This window comes from Butyrivibrio sp. X503 (assembly GCF_003625475.1).
In the GTDB taxonomy this organism is placed as follows: Bacteria; Bacillota; Clostridia; order Lachnospirales; family Lachnospiraceae; genus Butyrivibrio.
Genome location: NZ_RAIQ01000002.1, coordinates 146,517 through 163,875, shown reverse-complemented (window position 1 = coordinate 163,875; position 17,359 = coordinate 146,517). Strand labels below are relative to the sequence as shown.

The 17,359-nt window shown below is 38.1% G+C and carries 19 protein-coding genes, 1 riboswitch and 1 other annotated feature; of the genes, 2 read left to right on the top strand and 17 right to left on the bottom strand.

Annotated elements, in window-relative coordinates:
• Positions 1-4 precede the first annotated feature (4 nt).
• The 3 genes from D6853_RS03625 to D6853_RS03615 all read right to left on the bottom strand — a co-directional run bounded on the left by D6853_RS03625 (position 5) and on the right by D6853_RS03615 (position 2,562).
• Entirely contained in the window at positions 5-1,900 is a 1,896-nt protein-coding gene (locus D6853_RS03625; protein ID WP_120656495.1) for a heavy metal translocating P-type ATPase, read from the bottom strand.
• A 66-nt stretch (positions 1,901-1,966) separates the two neighbouring features.
• On the bottom strand, positions 1,967-2,182 hold the full coding sequence (locus tag D6853_RS03620; RefSeq protein WP_120656493.1) for a cation transporter: 216 nt from the start codon (positions 2,180-2,182) through the stop codon (positions 1,967-1,969).
• Between the two features lie 20 nt (positions 2,183-2,202).
• On the bottom strand, positions 2,203-2,562 hold the full coding sequence (locus D6853_RS03615; protein ID WP_120656491.1) for an ArsR/SmtB family transcription factor: 360 nt from the start codon (positions 2,560-2,562) through the stop codon (positions 2,203-2,205).
• 210 nt (positions 2,563-2,772) lie between these two features.
• On the opposite strand from D6853_RS03615, the gene D6853_RS03610 reads away from it, so the two are divergent.
• A complete protein-coding gene (locus D6853_RS03610) occupies positions 2,773-3,837 on the top strand; it encodes a helix-turn-helix domain-containing protein (protein ID WP_120656489.1) in 1,065 nt (354 codons plus the stop codon).
• Position 3,838: 1 nt separating this feature from the next.
• Complete coding sequence (locus D6853_RS03605; RefSeq protein WP_120656487.1) at positions 3,839-5,149, top strand: MFS transporter; 1,311 nt, start codon at positions 3,839-3,841, stop codon at positions 5,147-5,149.
• A gap of 7 nt (positions 5,150-5,156) precedes the next feature.
• Here D6853_RS03605 and D6853_RS03600 read toward each other — a convergent pair whose 3' ends face one another.
• From D6853_RS03600 to D6853_RS03535, 14 genes are all read right to left on the bottom strand, one after another.
• Entirely contained in the window at positions 5,157-6,044 is an 888-nt protein-coding gene (locus D6853_RS03600) for a hypothetical protein (RefSeq protein WP_120656485.1), read from the bottom strand.
• A 28-nt stretch (positions 6,045-6,072) separates the two neighbouring features.
• Positions 6,073-7,119 carry a 16S rRNA (cytosine(1402)-N(4))-methyltransferase RsmH gene (rsmH, locus tag D6853_RS03595; protein ID WP_120656483.1) on the bottom strand — a complete coding sequence of 349 codons (1,047 nt, stop codon included), beginning with the start codon at positions 7,117-7,119 and terminating at the stop codon, positions 6,073-6,075.
• Positions 7,120-7,148: 29 nt separating this feature from the next.
• Positions 7,149-8,081, bottom strand: coding sequence for a homocysteine S-methyltransferase family protein (locus tag D6853_RS03590; protein ID WP_120656481.1), 933 nt, complete (start codon positions 8,079-8,081; stop codon positions 7,149-7,151).
• A 43-nt stretch (positions 8,082-8,124) separates the two neighbouring features.
• Complete coding sequence (locus D6853_RS03585) at positions 8,125-9,249, bottom strand: hypothetical protein (protein ID WP_147367697.1); 1,125 nt, start codon at positions 9,247-9,249, stop codon at positions 8,125-8,127.
• Between the two features lie 234 nt (positions 9,250-9,483).
• The gene (gene tyrS, locus D6853_RS03580) at positions 9,484-10,704 is read right to left on the bottom strand and encodes a tyrosine--tRNA ligase (RefSeq protein WP_120656477.1); all 1,221 of its coding nucleotides are present in this window, start codon (positions 10,702-10,704) and stop codon (positions 9,484-9,486) included.
• Positions 10,705-10,863: 159 nt separating this feature from the next.
• Positions 10,864-11,129: a binding site (T-box leader), on the bottom strand.
• Between the two features lie 88 nt (positions 11,130-11,217).
• Positions 11,218-11,775 carry a folate family ECF transporter S component gene (locus D6853_RS03575; protein WP_120656475.1) on the bottom strand — a complete coding sequence of 186 codons (558 nt, stop codon included), beginning with the start codon at positions 11,773-11,775 and terminating at the stop codon, positions 11,218-11,220.
• A gap of 63 nt (positions 11,776-11,838) precedes the next feature.
• A riboswitch (THF riboswitch) is annotated at positions 11,839-11,943 on the bottom strand.
• A 63-nt stretch (positions 11,944-12,006) separates the two neighbouring features.
• Positions 12,007-12,510 carry a DUF4309 domain-containing protein gene (locus tag D6853_RS03570; protein WP_120656473.1) on the bottom strand — a complete coding sequence of 168 codons (504 nt, stop codon included), beginning with the start codon at positions 12,508-12,510 and terminating at the stop codon, positions 12,007-12,009.
• A 2-nt stretch (positions 12,511-12,512) separates the two neighbouring features.
• Positions 12,513-13,208 (bottom strand): hypothetical protein, encoded by a 696-nt coding sequence (locus D6853_RS03565; protein WP_120656471.1) that lies wholly within the window; start codon positions 13,206-13,208, stop codon positions 12,513-12,515.
• 60 nt (positions 13,209-13,268) lie between these two features.
• Entirely contained in the window at positions 13,269-14,057 is a 789-nt protein-coding gene (locus D6853_RS03560; protein WP_120656469.1) for a hypothetical protein, read from the bottom strand.
• 61 nt (positions 14,058-14,118) lie between these two features.
• The gene (locus tag D6853_RS03555; protein ID WP_120656467.1) at positions 14,119-15,111 is read right to left on the bottom strand and encodes a hypothetical protein; all 993 of its coding nucleotides are present in this window, start codon (positions 15,109-15,111) and stop codon (positions 14,119-14,121) included.
• 36 nt (positions 15,112-15,147) lie between these two features.
• Positions 15,148-15,669 carry a hypothetical protein gene (locus tag D6853_RS03550; RefSeq protein WP_120656465.1) on the bottom strand — a complete coding sequence of 174 codons (522 nt, stop codon included), beginning with the start codon at positions 15,667-15,669 and terminating at the stop codon, positions 15,148-15,150.
• 51 nt (positions 15,670-15,720) lie between these two features.
• The gene (locus tag D6853_RS03545) at positions 15,721-16,011 is read right to left on the bottom strand and encodes a hypothetical protein (RefSeq protein ID WP_120656463.1); all 291 of its coding nucleotides are present in this window, start codon (positions 16,009-16,011) and stop codon (positions 15,721-15,723) included.
• A gap of 16 nt (positions 16,012-16,027) precedes the next feature.
• Positions 16,028-16,444, bottom strand: coding sequence for a hypothetical protein (locus D6853_RS03540; protein ID WP_120656461.1), 417 nt, complete (start codon positions 16,442-16,444; stop codon positions 16,028-16,030).
• Positions 16,445-16,457: 13 nt separating this feature from the next.
• A complete protein-coding gene (locus D6853_RS03535; RefSeq protein WP_120656459.1) occupies positions 16,458-17,294 on the bottom strand; it encodes a YcxB family protein in 837 nt (278 codons plus the stop codon).
• Positions 17,295-17,359 lie beyond the last annotated feature (65 nt).

Here is a 17,359-nt window from a genome sequence, read left to right as displayed (position 1 = left end):
TACTTTATTTATCAATCTTAAGTGCTCTCATGGAATTAAGAATTGCGATCACCGCAACACCCACATCACCGAATACCGCAAGCCACATGGTAGTAAGTCCAAGTGCTCCGAGAATAAGAATGGCAGCCTTTACCACAAGAGCAAAAGTAATATTCTCTTTTACTATTCTAAGAGTCTTGCGTGCAATCCTGATAACAGTGGGAATCTTGGAAATATCATCGTCCATGATGACGATGTCCGCAGCTTCAATTGCAGCATCGCTTCCAAGTGAACCCATAGCAATTCCGACATCGGCTCTCATAAGAACCGGCGCGTCATTGATTCCGTCACCGACAAACGCAAGCTTACTTCCATTATCGCTTTCATTAAGCATTTTTTCAACCCTGTCAACCTTGTCAGCAGGCAGAAGCTCGTACAGAGCATCGTCTATTCCGATTTCTTTTGCAACGGAAAGCGCTGCTTTCTTACGATCTCCCGTAAGCATCACGGTCTTCTTTACTCCCGAAGCCTTCATGGCTTTAAGAGCATCCTTTACACCGTCTTTGATTATGTCGGAAATAATGACCGTTCCCATGAATTTTCCGTCATAGGCTACATATACGACCGTTCCCGCACTATCTGATTCGGTAAAAGAAATCTTGTTTTCATCAAGTAGTTTATGATTTCCCACAAGAAGTTCTTTTCCCTTGTAATTAACAGATATTCCGTGACCCGCTATTTCTTTTGCATCGGACAAAAGAGATCTGTCCACATCGCTGTTACCGCTTATCTTCCTGTAATGCTCAAGTATGGAAAGAGCTATAGGGTGATTGGAGCTTGCTTCACTTGCAGCTGCCATTGTCACAAGCTCATCTGCAGTGATTCCCGCATTGCTATCCGGTATCACTTCCGTTACCGCAAACTCACCCTTGGTAAGCGTTCCGGTCTTATCAAAAACAATTCTTGTTATTCCTGCGGCAGCCTCAAGGAAATTGCTTCCCTTAACAAGAACACCTATCTTGGATGAAGCTCCGATTCCACCGAAGAATCCGAGCGGAACCGAGATAACAAGCGCGCAAGGGCAAGAAACTATAAGGAATATACATGCTCTTTTAATCGAATCGGCAAATGACAGCTGACCGAAAAGCGGCGGCAATATTGCAAGAAGAACCGCACCTATCGTAACTACTGGAGTATAATATCTTGCAAATCTTGTGATGAAATTCTCCATCCTTGATTTCTTGTCGCTCGCATTTTCTACAAGCTCAAGGATCTTGGCAACCGTACTGTCTTCGTAAGCCTTAACAGCTCTTATCTTAAGAACTCCCTCACCGTTAAGACAACCGCTTATTACTTCACTTCCTTCAGATGCTCTTCTGGGAACAGATTCTCCTGTAAGAGCCGCTGTATCTATGAAAGATTCACCCTCAACAACTACGCCGTCTACAGGTATCTTTTCTCCGGCTCTGATAAGAAGGATATCTCCGACACTTACGTCCTCGGGATCGACTTCAGTTACCTGCCCGCCATCTCCTACGATATTAGCAAACTCAGGGGCAATGCTCATCATATCTGTGATCGCCTGACGAGACTTTCCTACGGCAACGCCCTGGAAGAGCTCTCCTATCTGGTAAAAGAGCATAACCGCAAGTGCCTCAAGATATTCTCCGATTCCGAATGCTCCGAATGTTGCGATCATCATCAGGAAATTCTCATCAAAAACCTGTCCGTGCCTGATGTTTATCGCAGCTTTTTTGATAACATCGTAGCCTATTGCAATATATGGGATAAGGAAGATGATAATCTTCAAAAGAAGCGGAACATTATCAAGCATTCCTGTTTTTTCCAAGATCAAAAGTATAAAGAATACCGCAAGAACAATCAGTATTCTGTTTCTCATTTTCTTTTGTTTCTTTGTCATATTATGTACCTCTAAAAAAGGGAATGAAGTTTAAGTCTCCTCAAACATCACTCCCCGATTTTTATATCAAGCCTCGATCTCGCAGTCAGGCTCAACCTTCTTGCAGGCTGCTACAGCCTTCTCAAATACGGAATCAAAAATATCATCGTCAGCTTCAAGAGAAAACTTCTGAGTCATGAAATTAACTCTGGCATTCATAACGCCTTCAACCTTCTTAACCGCATCCTCCATCTTTGCTGCACAGTTTGCACAATCTACTTCACACTTAAATGTCTTCTTCATAATCTTTATCCTTTCACTATTTATTCATTTATATGATTTATGCCCTGATCGATTATGGTACGCACGTGATCATCGGCAAGAAAATAGATGATTGATTTACCTTCACGTCTGTTTCCGACAAGCTTACTCTGCTTAAGTATCTTGAGCTGATGTGAAATAGCCGACTGAGTCATCTTGAGAGTCTCGGCAATATCGCACACACACATCTCGGATTCAAACAAAGCAAACAATATCTTGATCCTTGTTGAATCGCCGAATACCTTAAAAAGCTCCGCAAGGTCGTAAAGCTCATCATCTGAAGGCATTTCTTTATTTATCCTGGTAACCAGATCTAAATGAACATCATGCAATTCGCAGTGTTCTACGTCATTTATAGCCATTTCTTTTCCTTTCATTTAAACATATGAATAACTGTTCATATGTTTATATTAAAACCACTTCTTTCTTTTGTCAATAAAATAATTATAAAAACAACCCATACTGTTGGTATAATATTTTTAATACAAATCGTATTACCGGTATCTGTTTATATAGATCTTCAAAATATATAATCTTATTGACCTGAAACTGATTTATAGGAGGAAACGCTCATGAAACTGAATCTTGCCGAAAACATAAAAAGCTTTAGAAAAGAAAGAAAAATGACCCAGGAAAAACTCGCCGAAGCTCTCGGAGTTACAGTTGGCGCCGTGTACAAATGGGAATCGGGGCTCTCCACTCCCGAACTTTCTCTTATAGTTGAAATGGCTGATTTTTTCGATACATCGGTAGATGTTCTTCTTGGTTATAAGATGAAAAATAATCGTGTCGATCATATCATAAAAAACATACACAAGCTCTGTATGTCTTTTGATAACGAAGCTATTACCGAAGTGGACAAAGCCTTGGTTAAATATCCCAATTCATTTGAGGTCCTTAATATCGGTGCAGAAACATATGGATACTATGGTATAACCAGACGCGACTGCGCAATGATGCGTAAATCACTCGATCTTTTCGATAAAGTGATCTTATTGCTTCCTCAAAACAAAGATCCAAACATAAGCGAAGCTACAATAAGAGGACACATGGCTAATATCCTTTTCATGCTTGGTGAGACCGATAAAGGACTTGAAATTCTGAAAAAAAATAACGCATCAGGCATGTATAGCGACGTTATAGGTTCCTACATAGCCTTTTTTACAGATAATAAAGATGAAGCCGTTTCTTATCTTTCACAAGGTCTTGCAAGAGCTTTTTCCGGAATGACTACTTCAATCGTAGGATTTATCTTCTATTTCTGTCATAAAAAAGATTGGAAAAAAGCGATAGATATAAATAACTACGCTATCAGTTTGATAAAAGGCTTAAAGTCTGATGAAGAATTCAATTCACTTGATAAGATACACTCAGAACTTCTTGCCACTCTTTCTTATGTTCAAAAGAAATCCGGTAAGAAAAAAGAATCTGAACAAACATTTATGGAAGCAATCGAAATGGCTAAGCGATTTGATTCAAATCCGGATTACAGTATGAATTCGGTGCGTTTCATAGAACACGATGAAGATATGATCGTATATGATGTTTTCGGAGTCAACGCAACCGAATCTATTCTAAAGATTTTCACCAAACTTGATGACGATGATCTCATCATAAAATGTAAGGAGTTAATTTAATTTGGAACCGGCGGTAATATGTACAAATAAAGAAAATGTATTTCATAATAAAAACTTTTTACTTGCATTTCTGGGAGCTCTCGTATCGGAACTTGGCTTTGTCCTTTATAATTTTGCGGTCGGATTCTATATCTTGGAAATAACAGGAAACAATGCATTTATACAAGGCTTGTATCTGGCGGTAAGCGGTCTGTCCATGCTTGTTGCAACTCCTTTTGGAGGCGTGTTCAGCGATAGGTATAATAAAGCGCGCATAATGTATATCTGCGACTACTTAAGAGGGGCAACAATAATCATTGCTACTGTTTTGATGCTTATTTTTAAAAATGCCGGTGCTCACGTTGCAATTCTTTTTGTTCTTGGAATGATAGGAAATGTAATAAGCGGAATCTTCGTTCCGTCTGCTGAATCTCTTTTACCTATTATCGTAAAGGAAGAACAGCTTCAGCAAGCCAACTCATACAATGCAATGAAAACTGCCTTTGAAGGGATCATCGGAATCATCCTTGCAGGAATATTGTATTCAATACTCCCCATTCACATACTGTTCTTTATAGTAGGACTTTGCTATGTGATATCGGGTGAATCCGAGATGTTCATAAAATATAAAAAAGAAGTTATTAAAGAAAAGATCACTGTAAATATCGCTTTAAAGGATATGAAGACGGGATTTGATTACATTAGAACGAAGAAAGGAATTACCGTACTTCTCGGAGCAATGCTGTTTATCAATTTCTTTTTCGCTCCTATTATGAATAACTTCATTCCTTATTTCATCAAAACCGATGTCGCCTACTCTCCTTCTTATATATTTGACAGTTTTTTAAAGCCGGAGATGTGGTCATCTGCATTTAATCTGTGCTACGGACTTAGTTCATTTATAGGTGCTGCAATATTAAGCACGCGGTTTCAAGATGAAAAATGCGGTCAAAAAGCAGCGCATCGAATATGCGTGATCGCGATCGTGATGCTTACAATGACAGTAGCTTATATTGCACTGGTAAAAACTGGTATTTCGCTTAATGCGTTTTTGGCTATTTTATGCCTTATCGGAATAATACTCGGAACCTTGATCGCATGCGTAAACATACCGACCACTACTGCTCTCATGCGCATCGTAGATAAAAACATGATGGGAAAAGTCAGCAGCATCACATCAATAGGTGCTCAGGGAATGGTCCCTATCGCAAGCGTGCTTGCTGGTTTGATCCTAAAGTATATGGGAAGTGCATCTTTATTGATGTTCTGTTCCGTGGGTTTTACATTAACAGCCCTGTTCTTGATAAAAAACAAAGATATAAACGAATTCTAAGAGCGCATTATTTGGGCTTATGCGCTCTATACTGTTCGTTGTAATCTATACCGAATATTCCGCCCTCTTTAAAGAGCTTTTCATATGGCAATCCGCCTGATTCTCCGACACCTGCATCTGATTTGATAGCCCTGTTTCTCCATGGAAAAAACAGCGGATTACTGTATGCTCTTGCATGAAACTGATTCTCCGCAGCATAAGCATACTTATCCTTATCCCCTGTCTGAATAAGCAAAAGAGCTGTCTTTTCATCTTCTGTCAGATGATCCGGATCCTTGATCGTCATGGTGTGATCTTTTTTGTTATAAACGCCGACAGTAGAAAGATACTCAAGCGTCTTCTTCCCGCCGTACTCATCAAACTCTTTGTACTTAAAAGGTAGTTTATATGCGGCGCCGTTTTTAAAGACATCATCATGAGCAACTTTATCAATAGCAAAATCTGCGATCAGATAACTTCCATCGCTCTTAGAATCGCAGAAATATTTTAATATGGCTTTATCGTTACATCTGTAAAACTTCTCGGCATGGACCATTTTATTGATCTGCTCCATTGCGGAAGCTGCCGTCTCCTCATCTATTTCTTTACCGTCTTTCGTATCGGATATTATCTTTTTGAAAAAACTAAGATCTATAGAATTAAATACAACGGCAGTAGCCTTACACTTCTGTTCATCCATCGGTTCTCTGACTTTGATCATTGAATAAACAATTCTTCCACCGTTTGTTTTTAAACCTGTGATATACCAATCATCTAAACCGATATAATCAAATTTTTCATTATCGACTCCGGCGTCTTTACATATATCTTCGATAGATTTATCAATAATAAAATATCCGTCTTTTGTCTCTAATTTATTTGAACTTATTCCGTATTTATCTAAAAAATCCTTCATTAAAAAACATCTCTTTCCTTCGTAAGTTTTATGCCTTGATTGCCCATCTAAGCTTCGTCGATTTACTTCTTGGATTAACTCTGCATTCCTCAGCAGAGGGTCTTATCACATCGGATGATATATCACTGTATAGCCCGACTTTCAGTCCCTCCTTGAATGCCTTCTTTACTAGTCTGTCCTCACCCGAATGAAATGTTAGAATTGCAACTCTCGCTCCGGTATTAAGAATTGTCGGGAGCTTTTCAAGAAATGTATACAGCACTTCGAATTCGCTGTTAACGTCAATTCTAAGAGACTGGAATACTCTGGCACAGCTCTTTTTAATAGCATCTTTCTTTTCTTCTTTGGGAACCTTCCACAGTGCATCTTCAATAGCCTTTCGAAGAGAAGTTGTAGTGTCCATCGGATCGCCTTTTTTCATCAGATTAAACACCTTATCCGCAATCTCTTCCGCATAGGGTTCGTCCGAGTTTTCTATCATCATTCCGACAAATTCATCTCTTGTGATATTATGAAGGCGCTCGGCTGCAGATTCTCCTCTTGTCGGATCAAGCCTAAGATCAAGTGGTCCGTCAATCTTATAAGAAAAGCCGCGGCTCGGATCGTCTATCTGCATCGAAGATACACCAAGGTCCGCAAGTACAAAATCAAATTTACCGACTTCATCTGCGATTTTATCTATATTGGCAAAATTGGTAAGTCTGAACTTGAATATATCTTCAGAAAATCCCGCATCCCTAAGGCGTTTAACTGTCTTTTCGGATTCAATTGGATCAACATCAAGACCGTAGATGCAACCCTTTCCATCAGTTAACTTCTCAAGCATCTTACGTGTATGACCGCCGTATCCGAGCGTACAGTCTAGCCCCTGCTCTCCCGGCTTTATTTTTAACACATCAAGTATTTCTTTTACCATAATGGAAATATGCATTCCCGCAGGAGTAGATCCTTTGGAGATTACTCGCGCAACGGTATCCGCATACTTCTCAGGATTGTGTTCTTTATATTTTTCTTCAAACTTCTTTGGGTATTTACCTGAATAATGTACCCTTCGTTTGTGCTGCTTCTCTTCCATTCTATAACCTTTCATAATGCGTAATTATATTATCGCGACAATGCTTTCAGTATCTCGTCCATGTAAACTTCATCGGTTCCGCAACAGCCGCCGACAATCTTCATTGGAAAAGAATCATCCAAAGCCTTAGTCGATTTCGCAAGAAGTCTTGAAGATTCGGCAAGTAAAACCTTTGAATTATCCATCTGCGAATACGGAAGTTTACTTGTATTCATCTGAATTCCGCGAAATCTATTTTTTATAAGCTCTTCATCATTCTTATTTAGAGCTTCAAGAACAATTGATGGATGAACGCAGTTAGTCATATAACAAAGCGGCGCTCTTGTAACTTCTTTATCCATGATCTTAATGGCTTCATCAATCTTGGTTCCGTCTATAAGCTTACCGTCGCCTTGAATAGTGAAACTGATAATATACGGAACATTAGACTCAGAAATAATATCAGCTATTCCAAGCGCTTCATCAAGACTTGGCATAAGCGCGGCGTAGACAAAATCAATGTTTTCTTTTAAGGCCGCTTCAAGCTCCCATCTATGAAATTCGGATGATTGTTCTCTGCTAAGGCATCCTTCAGCCGTGTATGCATCGCCCTTACATCCGACCATATAGCCTATAAAAAAATCATTACCATTACTTAGATCATCTCTGACAGAATTCAAAAACTTGATATTATCCGCAACTATATCCTGCGCAAGTCCGGCATTATCTGCACGCTCAATATTAAGTCTCCTTGTAGTGGTCGTCGCAATAAAAGGAAGCGCATACTTTTTAGCAACTTGATAATACTTGCGCCATATATCCTTCAGCGCTTCTCTTCCGCTTTCTTCGCGAACAAGCTTACCCATTACAACATTTTCATCAAGCGTAATACCGTATTCTCTTTTTAAGCGCTCACCGATAGCGCCTTCCATCATTATTCTGCCTTTGTTATTAAAAATATCAGTAAAAAACTTGCTGTCCAAAATAGCCCCTATATAACAAAAATCAATAATACATAAATATAAATCACTTTGCTTTATCTATATATATCTGAGTGTATTCTAACTTCTCGAACTCCTCGTCATCAACTACTTCTTCGGATACACCAACTTCTTCCAACCTCTTCTTTTTCATCTTATCAAACTCATCAGTGGATAGAGATTCGGTTGCAAAACATTTGTCGATAGATTCTTTAAGATTAGGAATGTCAGGATCCTCATCAATGTCTTTATCAGGATTATAGAAACCAAATGTGTGATACTTTTGGGTATCATAGCTTAATGTGTATTCGGTAACAACGTATTTTTCATCAAGTTCCTGCAGTGATGGCATTGCCTCACCGAGCCCATCTCTACGTACCGCTTCAATGTCATAAATCGGCTTTATCTCACCGGTATTATCCATAAAATAATAAGCATCATAGTACATACACGCAGCATTTCCAGGGACTCCCGAGTTTCTAACACCTCCATACTCGTTAAGATCAACATCCCAACGCTCGCCGTGACAATAGCATGCAAAAACTACCTGCAACCTACTATCAATTTCTTTTATCACCAATTTAAAATCATAATCAGGGATGTCGCCACAGGCAAAACTCAAGACCAACTCGCGCTTTCCATCCATCCCGCAGTCAATAAACGAATAGCTTACCGACTCAACTTTGTAACCTCGCATAAATTTCAGATCAGTAGATGCAAAGCCAATATTGATCGCCTCTACCAGCTCTTCAAGGGAAACATCCTGTTCAGGTATGAGCTCATTCAACCACTCATCATTCCATGCGTATGTAATTTCAGTTACATGTTTTCTATAATTCGAATAACTTATCGTGCCTTTTCCTGCCAGAAATTCATCATATAGATCACCGGATTCATTCGTGGCGAACATAAATTCTCCAAGCACTTCTTCCTCGGTGTCTGTTTTATTACCGGCATCTTTAGAATCTTCGGTTTCAGCATCTTGAGATATGCCAACTTCACTCTCATCTGTTTTATCAATAGCTGACTCTTGAGCCTCTTGCTCAGTTTCTTCGACATTAGCTTTCCCCGGCTTACATGTGTGAAGAATAATAGCAACAAGCATCACTAAGATAACGGCTGCTACACCAATTATTAACATTGGTTTTTTGTTAAATTTAAACTTATTCATAGAAAAATCACTTGCGTTGTCACGCATTACCCCTTCCCGTATTTATAAGCATCATTGTTAGTATATCAGCGATAGCTAAGCCGCTCAACACCGTACATAGAAAAAGGATCGGATTTTCATCCGATCCTTCTCTACTCAATTTTTATGTTCAAATGCGTATGTTCTTTCAGTTACATGTTTTCTATAATTCGAATAGCTTATCGTGCCTTTTCCGGCCATATAATTGCCCTCTTATTACGCAGTAACCTTTTTGAAAGACTTCTTGCCTTTCTTTACCATAACGCCATCTGCAAAGTAAGCCTTGTCATATGTTGTCTTTACGTCTGTAACCTTTGCATCAGCAACAGTTACACCGCCCTGCTCAACGGCACGTCTTGCTTCACTTCTTGTAGCGCAAAGTCCTGCTGAAACAAGAACCTGAAGGATATCTACAACGCCGTCTCTGAAGTCTTCTTCCTTAAGAGCAACGGAAGGAACATTAGCCATGTCTCCGCCACCTGCAAAAAGAGCCTTCGCAGCATCCTGAGCTTTCTGAGCTTCCTCTTTTCCGTGAACAAGTGATGTAAGCTCAAATGCAAGAATCTCTTTCTTTTCATTGACTCTTGAAGTATCCCATTTCTCCATCTCAAGTATCTCTTCGATAGGAATAAATGTAAGCATCTTGATGCACTTATCAACATCTGCATCAGATACGTTTCTCCAGTACTGGTAGAAGTCATAAGGTGATGTCTTCTCAGGATCAAGCCATACAGCGTTTCCTGCTGTCTTACCCATCTTCTTACCCTGTGAATCCGTAAGAAGTGTTATTGTCATGGCATGAGCATCCTTACCAAGCTTTCTTCTGATAAGCTCTGTTCCGCCAAGCATGTTGCTCCACTGATCGTCTCCGCCGAACTCAAGATTACAGTTGTACTTCTGGAACATGTAGTAGAAGTCGTATGACTGCATGATCATGTAGTTAAACTCAAGGAATGAAAGACCTTTCTCCATTCTCTGCTTGTAGCACTCAGCTCTGAGCATATTATTAACTGAGAAGCATGCACCTACTTCACGAAGAAGTTCAACATAATTAAGGTTAAGAAGCCAATCTGCGTTATTGACCATCATAGCCTTGCCTTCGCCAAACTCGATGAACTTTTCCATCTGCTTCTTGAAGCAAGCTGCGTTGTGGTCGATGTCTTCTCTTGTAAGCATCTTACGCATATCGGTTCTTCCCGAAGGATCACCGATCATTGTTGTTCCGCCACCGATAAGTGCGATAGGCTTGTTTCCTGCCATCTGAAGTCTCTTCATGAGTGTAAGCGCCATGAAGTGACCCGCTGTAAGTGAATCGGCTGTACAGTCAAAACCGATGTAGAAAGTTGCCTTTCCTGCATTTACAAGCTCTCTGATCTTCTCCTCATCAGTTGTCTGAGCGATGAGGCCTCTTGCCTGTAACTCTTCATAAATCTTCATTTCTTTTCCTCCTTGTGATAGCGGCTGCAAAGAAACAATTGGGATATGTACTAAACTCGTATAAAACCTCGTTAAGTACATCCCCATGGCTCGCACTAGGCTCGAAAAAACCTCACCAAGTGCTCTGCTCAAAAAAATCCTCCGCAACCATTACTGATTGCGAAGGACGAATAATTCGTGTTACCACCTTCATTCACATATAGCTCACACCATATGCCTCAGCAAGTACGATCCGCGATATGTCACGAACGATACTCTTCCGATATAACGGTCAGTCCCGTCAGAGCCTACTAAGTTAATTAAAATCAATTCCGCTCTGCAGCTCACGGAGGTATTCATCATCGCCCTTAACCTACGCCTCTCACCACCCGGCAGTTCTCTGTTGTCAGCTTGCGATTCTTACTTATTCCGGTCACAGCCTTTTATGTTTTATATGATAACAAATTTTAGTGAAATATCACTTTTATGTCAAGCTATTAAAGCCAAAATGCTTTATACCGTTAGTATAACCAATCAGTTCTCGAAATACGGCTTTACGACCTTACTCATAACCGTAAGCATCATAAACAAGATCGCACTGTCAATAGGAAGCATTATCGAATTGGACAATATTCTACCGGGAAGGATTGATGATATAGCCTTTCCGTACAGCATGTTGAGCCATAACGTATTAAGACCGACATTGCAAAATATTTTTACGCAAAGCTCTGCGGCTACAACTCTCCATAATTTCACAGGCTTCTTATAAAGAAAAAATGCGTAGATCACAGAAGCAACCATTGCAGTAACGGTAAATCCAAAGAAGAAGTTTCCGTCACTTGATAAAAACCATTTGATTATATCAAGTGAACCTCCGAAAATCGCGCCGATTATAGGTCCGAATATGTAATCAACAATTCTGTTCGGAAGTCCCGAGAATCCGACTTTAATGTACGGTCCGAATTTGATCGTGGCAACTTTTCCAAGAACGATGGCAAGCGCAGCCATGAGTCCGCAGAAAGCCATGACTTTCACTTCTTTAAATTTTGCGATGGGATTTGTTTTGATTGTTTCTTTTGTAAAATCAGACATAAATTTACCTCCTTTGCAGTTTCCTTTAACCACACCGGAGGCATAATTATTCTCAAGCGATGTAGCAGCGGGATGCGATATTAGTACCGCGGATCCTGAAAAGAATCCTTCGTCCCGATGACAACTCCCTGTTCACCGGGCACTTAACGCACTAACGTCTACTCTGCATTTCATATTATTCTTTTACAAAAGAAATAATAACATCGCCTTTATTTAAATGCAAGCCACAGCTTAGCCTGTATATTTAATTTCGCTAACTGTTTGGTCTATTATAAATGAAATTATATAATCATCATATGAATACGTTAAAATATTCATGTTATCTATAGCTACACCTTTAGTTTCACCGTATGCCGCCTTAACTTCCTCTTCGGTACTTCCGACACTTATACCCTTTGAGGTCTTAATATTCTCATCCTTAATGGAGATCATGTCAGGAAATTCCTGTCTCTTTTCATCATCAATCTGATTAATGATATATGAGGACACTCCAACTTTTCCTGAATCAAAAGTATAGTAAAATCCCGGATTGTCGCCTTCTTTAGATTCCGGCTCGCCAAACGCTGCAAATACATTATCCATATTTTCATCCTTTATGGACACAGTAACTCCGTTATATTCAAATGCAGCATCATTTGATGAGTTCGCAGTTTCTTTCGATTTTCCAAAGCTACATCCCATAAGTGATAATGTAAATAATACGATCAGTAGCATTCCCGTGATTCTGGTTTTCATGATCAGCACTCCTTTCTTTCACTGCCATAAATTTCTTTTTTAACACTTAAAACTCTTCCAAAATCTTCTATATGCGGTAATCCGTCACGCTCATTAAAACGATGATTAGATAATTCATCAAAATAAGTCTCTACAAACTCTGTGATCCAAGTCCTAAACTCTTCAAGAGAAATGATAGTATCAAAAATCTCAGTTTCGCGTTCGAATCTGAATTCTCCGCTTAAAAAGTATTTCTCAACAATCAACCATTGTCCTTGCCCAAAATTTCTTAAAGTCACGAGCGAATCTTGATATCCCAAATAATCATGAGAATATAGACAAACAGATCGCCCATTGTATTCTTTACAATACTTTTCAACAATAGCTTTTTTATTTTCCTGTTTTATTATTTCTTTTTCATGAGCTTGTTTTATAGCATTTCTGATTTCATCAATTATCTCATTTACATCTTCACTTTCAGTCCTGACACATTCACCCAAACAGTGTATCTTTCTAACAATATAACTCTTTACAACTGAATTAGAGACTTCTTCTATAAATCCAACTTTTTTCTCATCAAGAAAGATATCATAATCCATACTGCCGGTATCAACTGATGTCTCAACATTGAAACCATTCATACATTCAGAACATATAAAAATAAAATGGCGATCATTCGTAATCTCAAATTGTTTTCCACATTTTTTGCACGAAATCATCTACTCACCTTTAATTCTAAAAAACAAACCCCATTCCATATAAGCATAGAACAGTTTTTCCTATTCACCAATTCTCGTTATATCCAGAAACACGGAATCTACTGAATCATCCACGAATTTTTCATCCGAATTCTTAACACCGTATAGCGTTATATCATAAGATTTTTCTTCATTTGGCCCGATAACCAAGCTTTTCTCGTTTTCTACATAATCCTTCAAGATCACTTTAAGCGAGCCACGGTAGTATTTTTCTTTTGTCAAATAATAAGAACTTGCTATAAATGATACTTTTTCGGATAAAGTGTTTTTTACAAATATGGTAGCGTCAATTTCAATCGCATCTCCGTATATTCTTATATCTCGAATCTTAGTCTTACTCTGATCTATGGATAGTCCCTCTTCTACTGTATATGATTTGCCATCAAGAGTAACTGTATAATAATCCTTCAGGTCACTTCCACTAAGTACAGTAAATGAATTATCCGAAATCCATTCTATCTGATATTGTGCGCCCCAGCCGCTTCTAGTTTCTTTTATCTTGATACTCTTTTCTGTATTATTATCTCGAACGCCCGGAAAAGATTCGCCATCTGCGATCTCGATAAAAACCGCGCTCTCGCCACCTGTCGCTCCATAACTGATATTAACGGCTTCCGCCTGATATTCTCCTGTCGGAGATACAGCAACTGTGGAAATATCTCCAATATCATCACCGCTATCACTTAAAAGAAAAAGAAAAAGTAATATAAAGAAAAATAAGAAAACAAGAATCACTGCTCCAAATGCTATTCCGCCTAAAATACCGATATTGTATATACAATCTAATATTTTATCTGATTTTTTCTCCATTAGTCTTCCTTAAATACAGACATGTATTGCACTGTGATAAAAGTAATATAAGCTCAAATCTTCACCATTCTATACAGTAGAATTTCGATGTATCGAATTTATCACAAGCCCGTTCCCATTCCCCATCATCATTTTGTATATACCAATTTTCTTCTTGCTTTCTCGGATTTTTCTCTTCGTCCACGTATTTTATCCAGCCACATTCGAAATAGATTCCTGAAATAGGCTTATACCAATATAAAAAATCTCCTGTCTCAGGATCCAGCTTTATATAGTATTCCATTTCAGAATCTTTATATTTTATCCCATCTTTAAAAACTTCAGCTTTATCTTTTTCATTAGAACGCAAAACGTTGTATGTGATACTATCCTCGTCTTGTCTATGCAAAATAAAATATCCGTCTAATGCATTACCTTCTTCCGGATCATCCAATACTATTTTTCTATAATGCCTCTCCGAATATACATCCCATTCTGCTTGCTTTTGAGTGTGATCTACATCGTAATTATTTTGCTTTTGAGTCTGACTTTCATAGTTATTATTATTCTTCTCCCGAGCATGCGACTTTTTATTGCCATCATCAGATAATGAGCATGTAGATAACATTATAAGAATAAGGGAAAAACAAATGCCATAAACAACTCGTTTTAATTCCTTATCCTCTTTGATTGAATACTCTTCACTCTCTTCATGTGATAAAGTTTTTTCCTTACCGGTTGTTTCATTAGTTATTGGATCTGTATATTTGACAATAGATATAAAATTGACAGGTCCACCGCAGTTCGGGCATTCGAACTGTGTTTGAGCATCATCCTCTATCATAAAGATCGAAGTCTTATCGCAATAGCTGCATGTACATAAAGCCTGAGAATCGCCTTCTTTGGCTATACCATCATATCTGTTATTATCTTCATCATACCAGCCGGGTTTATGTGTATTACCGTCAGTATCATGCCATGGTGTTCCATAGCATCTGTAATCATGATATTTGCCGCGTATATATTTTTGATAATTACTTTTTGAATCAGGAATTGCCCCACTAATTTTTCTCATTACTCATCCCATTCCCAAACAATTAAATGCTTTGCATCAGCTAAGCCCATACAACTTCTTATAAAGCTCCGTAAACTCTTCCTGCGAAAGAGCAAGCTCTTCTTCTCGCATATAAGGCTTTCCGTCCTTAACGCCCATGAATACTTTGCACGGGCCATCCATGTAATATCCTTCGTAGTCGTAATCCGCAGGAACCGCTTCGCGAATAAGTGTTAAAAGAGCCTGCACAAGCCCTTCGTCCGCATCGTAACCCGAAAGCGCCGGTCCCGTCGGACCGCTATATGCGCATAAAACATGATCATCGCCGGATTTATCCGTTGCACAGATAAAATACTCATATTGATTTTCAAGATTTTCGCTTACATATTTTGCTTCCCCAAACAAAGATACAAGCTGGCCGTACGCCTTAGGAAAATCATCATACTGAAGTAGATCGTATATATTGCAGATCATTCCTCCGCTGAACTTTTCTTCTTCAGCTTCGCTTGCTTTTCTAAACGTATATCCGCCATACTCTGCAGTTTTCATTGTTCCGTTTTTTTCAGACTCTTTCCTCATACTTTAAATTCCTTTTCATTTATTTCTAATTATCATATATAGAATTATGTCTTACATCTGTTGTCTTTCTACTGTAGCTACCTGATTTTGCATGGCAGCTTCCCTTGCTTTCTTGATAGCCTCTTCTGCAATTTTATCTGCCCACTTGTATTTGCATAATGCACCCAAAATTAAAGACACAATACTCAAACAGAGTATAGTAACATTTTCGACAACATCACCCTTAAGATTAAAGAACATCAAAAGCACGCCCACAATACCTAAATTGATCATTATCGCCCCCATGCCACTTATAAATGTAGCAAATCCACTACTTTTATACCTTGTATACCTGATCAACATATCATCATCCTCCTTTTTATCTTAACTTCTTTCTTCTCTTCATATCATCTTCAAAGGCTTCAGCATTTAAATATGACGTATCGATATCAAACATCGGTTTATCTTGACCGGTTAAATACACCATAAAATGCTTGCCTTCCAAAATATCTTTTCGTTCTTCTATCTTGCTGATAGCCGAGATATCTATAGACTCTTTTTCACGAAAAAAGACTATTCGATTTATTTTATTATTTTTCACAATAAACATTTGTCTGTAAAAAATAATCAAAAAGATTGGAGCTATACCTGTAAAAGCCCAGCCTTTTATTCCCGGAGTATCACCTTGTATATAGATTGCTATATCTAGCCATATCGCAACCGCCAAAAAGATAAACAGCAAAACTACAATAGGTAATTGAGGCTTAATATAATAAACGTTACTATCTTTTCCCATAATCGCTGTCCTTCTATGCAATATTCCTTTGCCTATATTTCATCCACATTACTTTAACGGTATATGGGATCATACAAAACATTCCTATCGTAAAAAACGCAGAATACGATATAGGAAATAATATAATTGATAATATTCTGAATATCGGCATTTGCTTTTTATACCATTTAATATAAAAAGCCAGACCAAATCCAAAAATCAAAGAAAAAATGATTCCCGACAACATTAACTCAACACTATTAAGAAACACCTCCTCTTGAAGATGTGAAATATTCAAATAGAAAATAGTCATTAAAAGCGTAAAAGCAGATCCTATTGCAGTAGTTATTCCTACAATCTTAAAAAACTCTCTGTTCGTAATATCAACAATATCTTTCTTATGAACAAATGCTTTGAGCTCTTTTAGTGAACCTTCGGTAAAAGAATTATTGTCTATAATGAAGTATATATTTCCTTTAATATACAGGAATGAATAGTTCTTCACGATATATAAAGAAGTAATATCGGAAACAGGATATTCTGTTCTTACAGTTTTTTCTTTGCCTACTAATTCTTGAGTTATCTTATTTTCATCAATTGTATAGATAATCTCATATTCCTGATTCTTATAGAGGTTCTTAAGCTTATAATAATTACGACACCACAGAAAAACCAAAAGGACAATAATGCCAAAATATATGAGAAACAAATAGATGAATATAACATCTTTAAACATTCCAATAAAAGAAGAAACAAAAACTACAGCAAGAAATGGCATAAAAAATCGTGCAATACCATATCCCCATATTCTATGTTCAAGCATTACTCGAAATACATTATTCTCATTTAATTTACAAGTGTTACGTATCAATATTAAATACCTCTATCTATTTTCGTTAATCATATCCGCAAACATTGCGAAACATCTCTTAACAA

Coding starts and splice junctions, on each gene's coding strand:
- D6853_RS03625 (WP_120656495.1), bottom strand. CDS start 1,900: ATGACAAAGAAACAAAAGAAAATGAGAAACAGAATACTGATTGTTCTT.
- D6853_RS03620 (WP_120656493.1), bottom strand. CDS start 2,182: ATGAAGAAGACATTTAAGTGTGAAGTAGATTGTGCAAACTGTGCAGCA.
- D6853_RS03615 (WP_120656491.1), bottom strand. CDS start 2,562: ATGGCTATAAATGACGTAGAACACTGCGAATTGCATGATGTTCATTTA.
- D6853_RS03610 (WP_120656489.1), top strand. CDS start 2,773: ATGAAACTGAATCTTGCCGAAAACATAAAAAGCTTTAGAAAAGAAAGA.
- D6853_RS03600 (WP_120656485.1), bottom strand. CDS start 6,044: ATGAAGGATTTTTTAGATAAATACGGAATAAGTTCAAATAAATTAGAG.
- rsmH (WP_120656483.1), bottom strand. CDS start 7,119: ATGGAAGAGAAGCAGCACAAACGAAGGGTACATTATTCAGGTAAATAC.
- D6853_RS03585 (WP_147367697.1), bottom strand. CDS start 9,249: ATGAATAAGTTTAAATTTAACAAAAAACCAATGTTAATAATTGGTGTA.
- tyrS (WP_120656477.1), bottom strand. CDS start 10,704: ATGAAGATTTATGAAGAGTTACAGGCAAGAGGCCTCATCGCTCAGACA.
- D6853_RS03575 (WP_120656475.1), bottom strand. CDS start 11,775: ATGTCTGATTTTACAAAAGAAACAATCAAAACAAATCCCATCGCAAAA.
- D6853_RS03570 (WP_120656473.1), bottom strand. CDS start 12,510: ATGAAAACCAGAATCACGGGAATGCTACTGATCGTATTATTTACATTA.
- D6853_RS03565 (WP_120656471.1), bottom strand. CDS start 13,208: ATGATTTCGTGCAAAAAATGTGGAAAACAATTTGAGATTACGAATGAT.
- D6853_RS03560 (WP_120656469.1), bottom strand. CDS start 14,057: ATGGAGAAAAAATCAGATAAAATATTAGATTGTATATACAATATCGGT.
- D6853_RS03555 (WP_120656467.1), bottom strand. CDS start 15,111: ATGAGAAAAATTAGTGGGGCAATTCCTGATTCAAAAAGTAATTATCAA.
- D6853_RS03550 (WP_120656465.1), bottom strand. CDS start 15,669: ATGAGGAAAGAGTCTGAAAAAAACGGAACAATGAAAACTGCAGAGTAT.
- D6853_RS03545 (WP_120656463.1), bottom strand. CDS start 16,011: ATGTTGATCAGGTATACAAGGTATAAAAGTAGTGGATTTGCTACATTT.
- D6853_RS03540 (WP_120656461.1), bottom strand. CDS start 16,444: ATGGGAAAAGATAGTAACGTTTATTATATTAAGCCTCAATTACCTATT.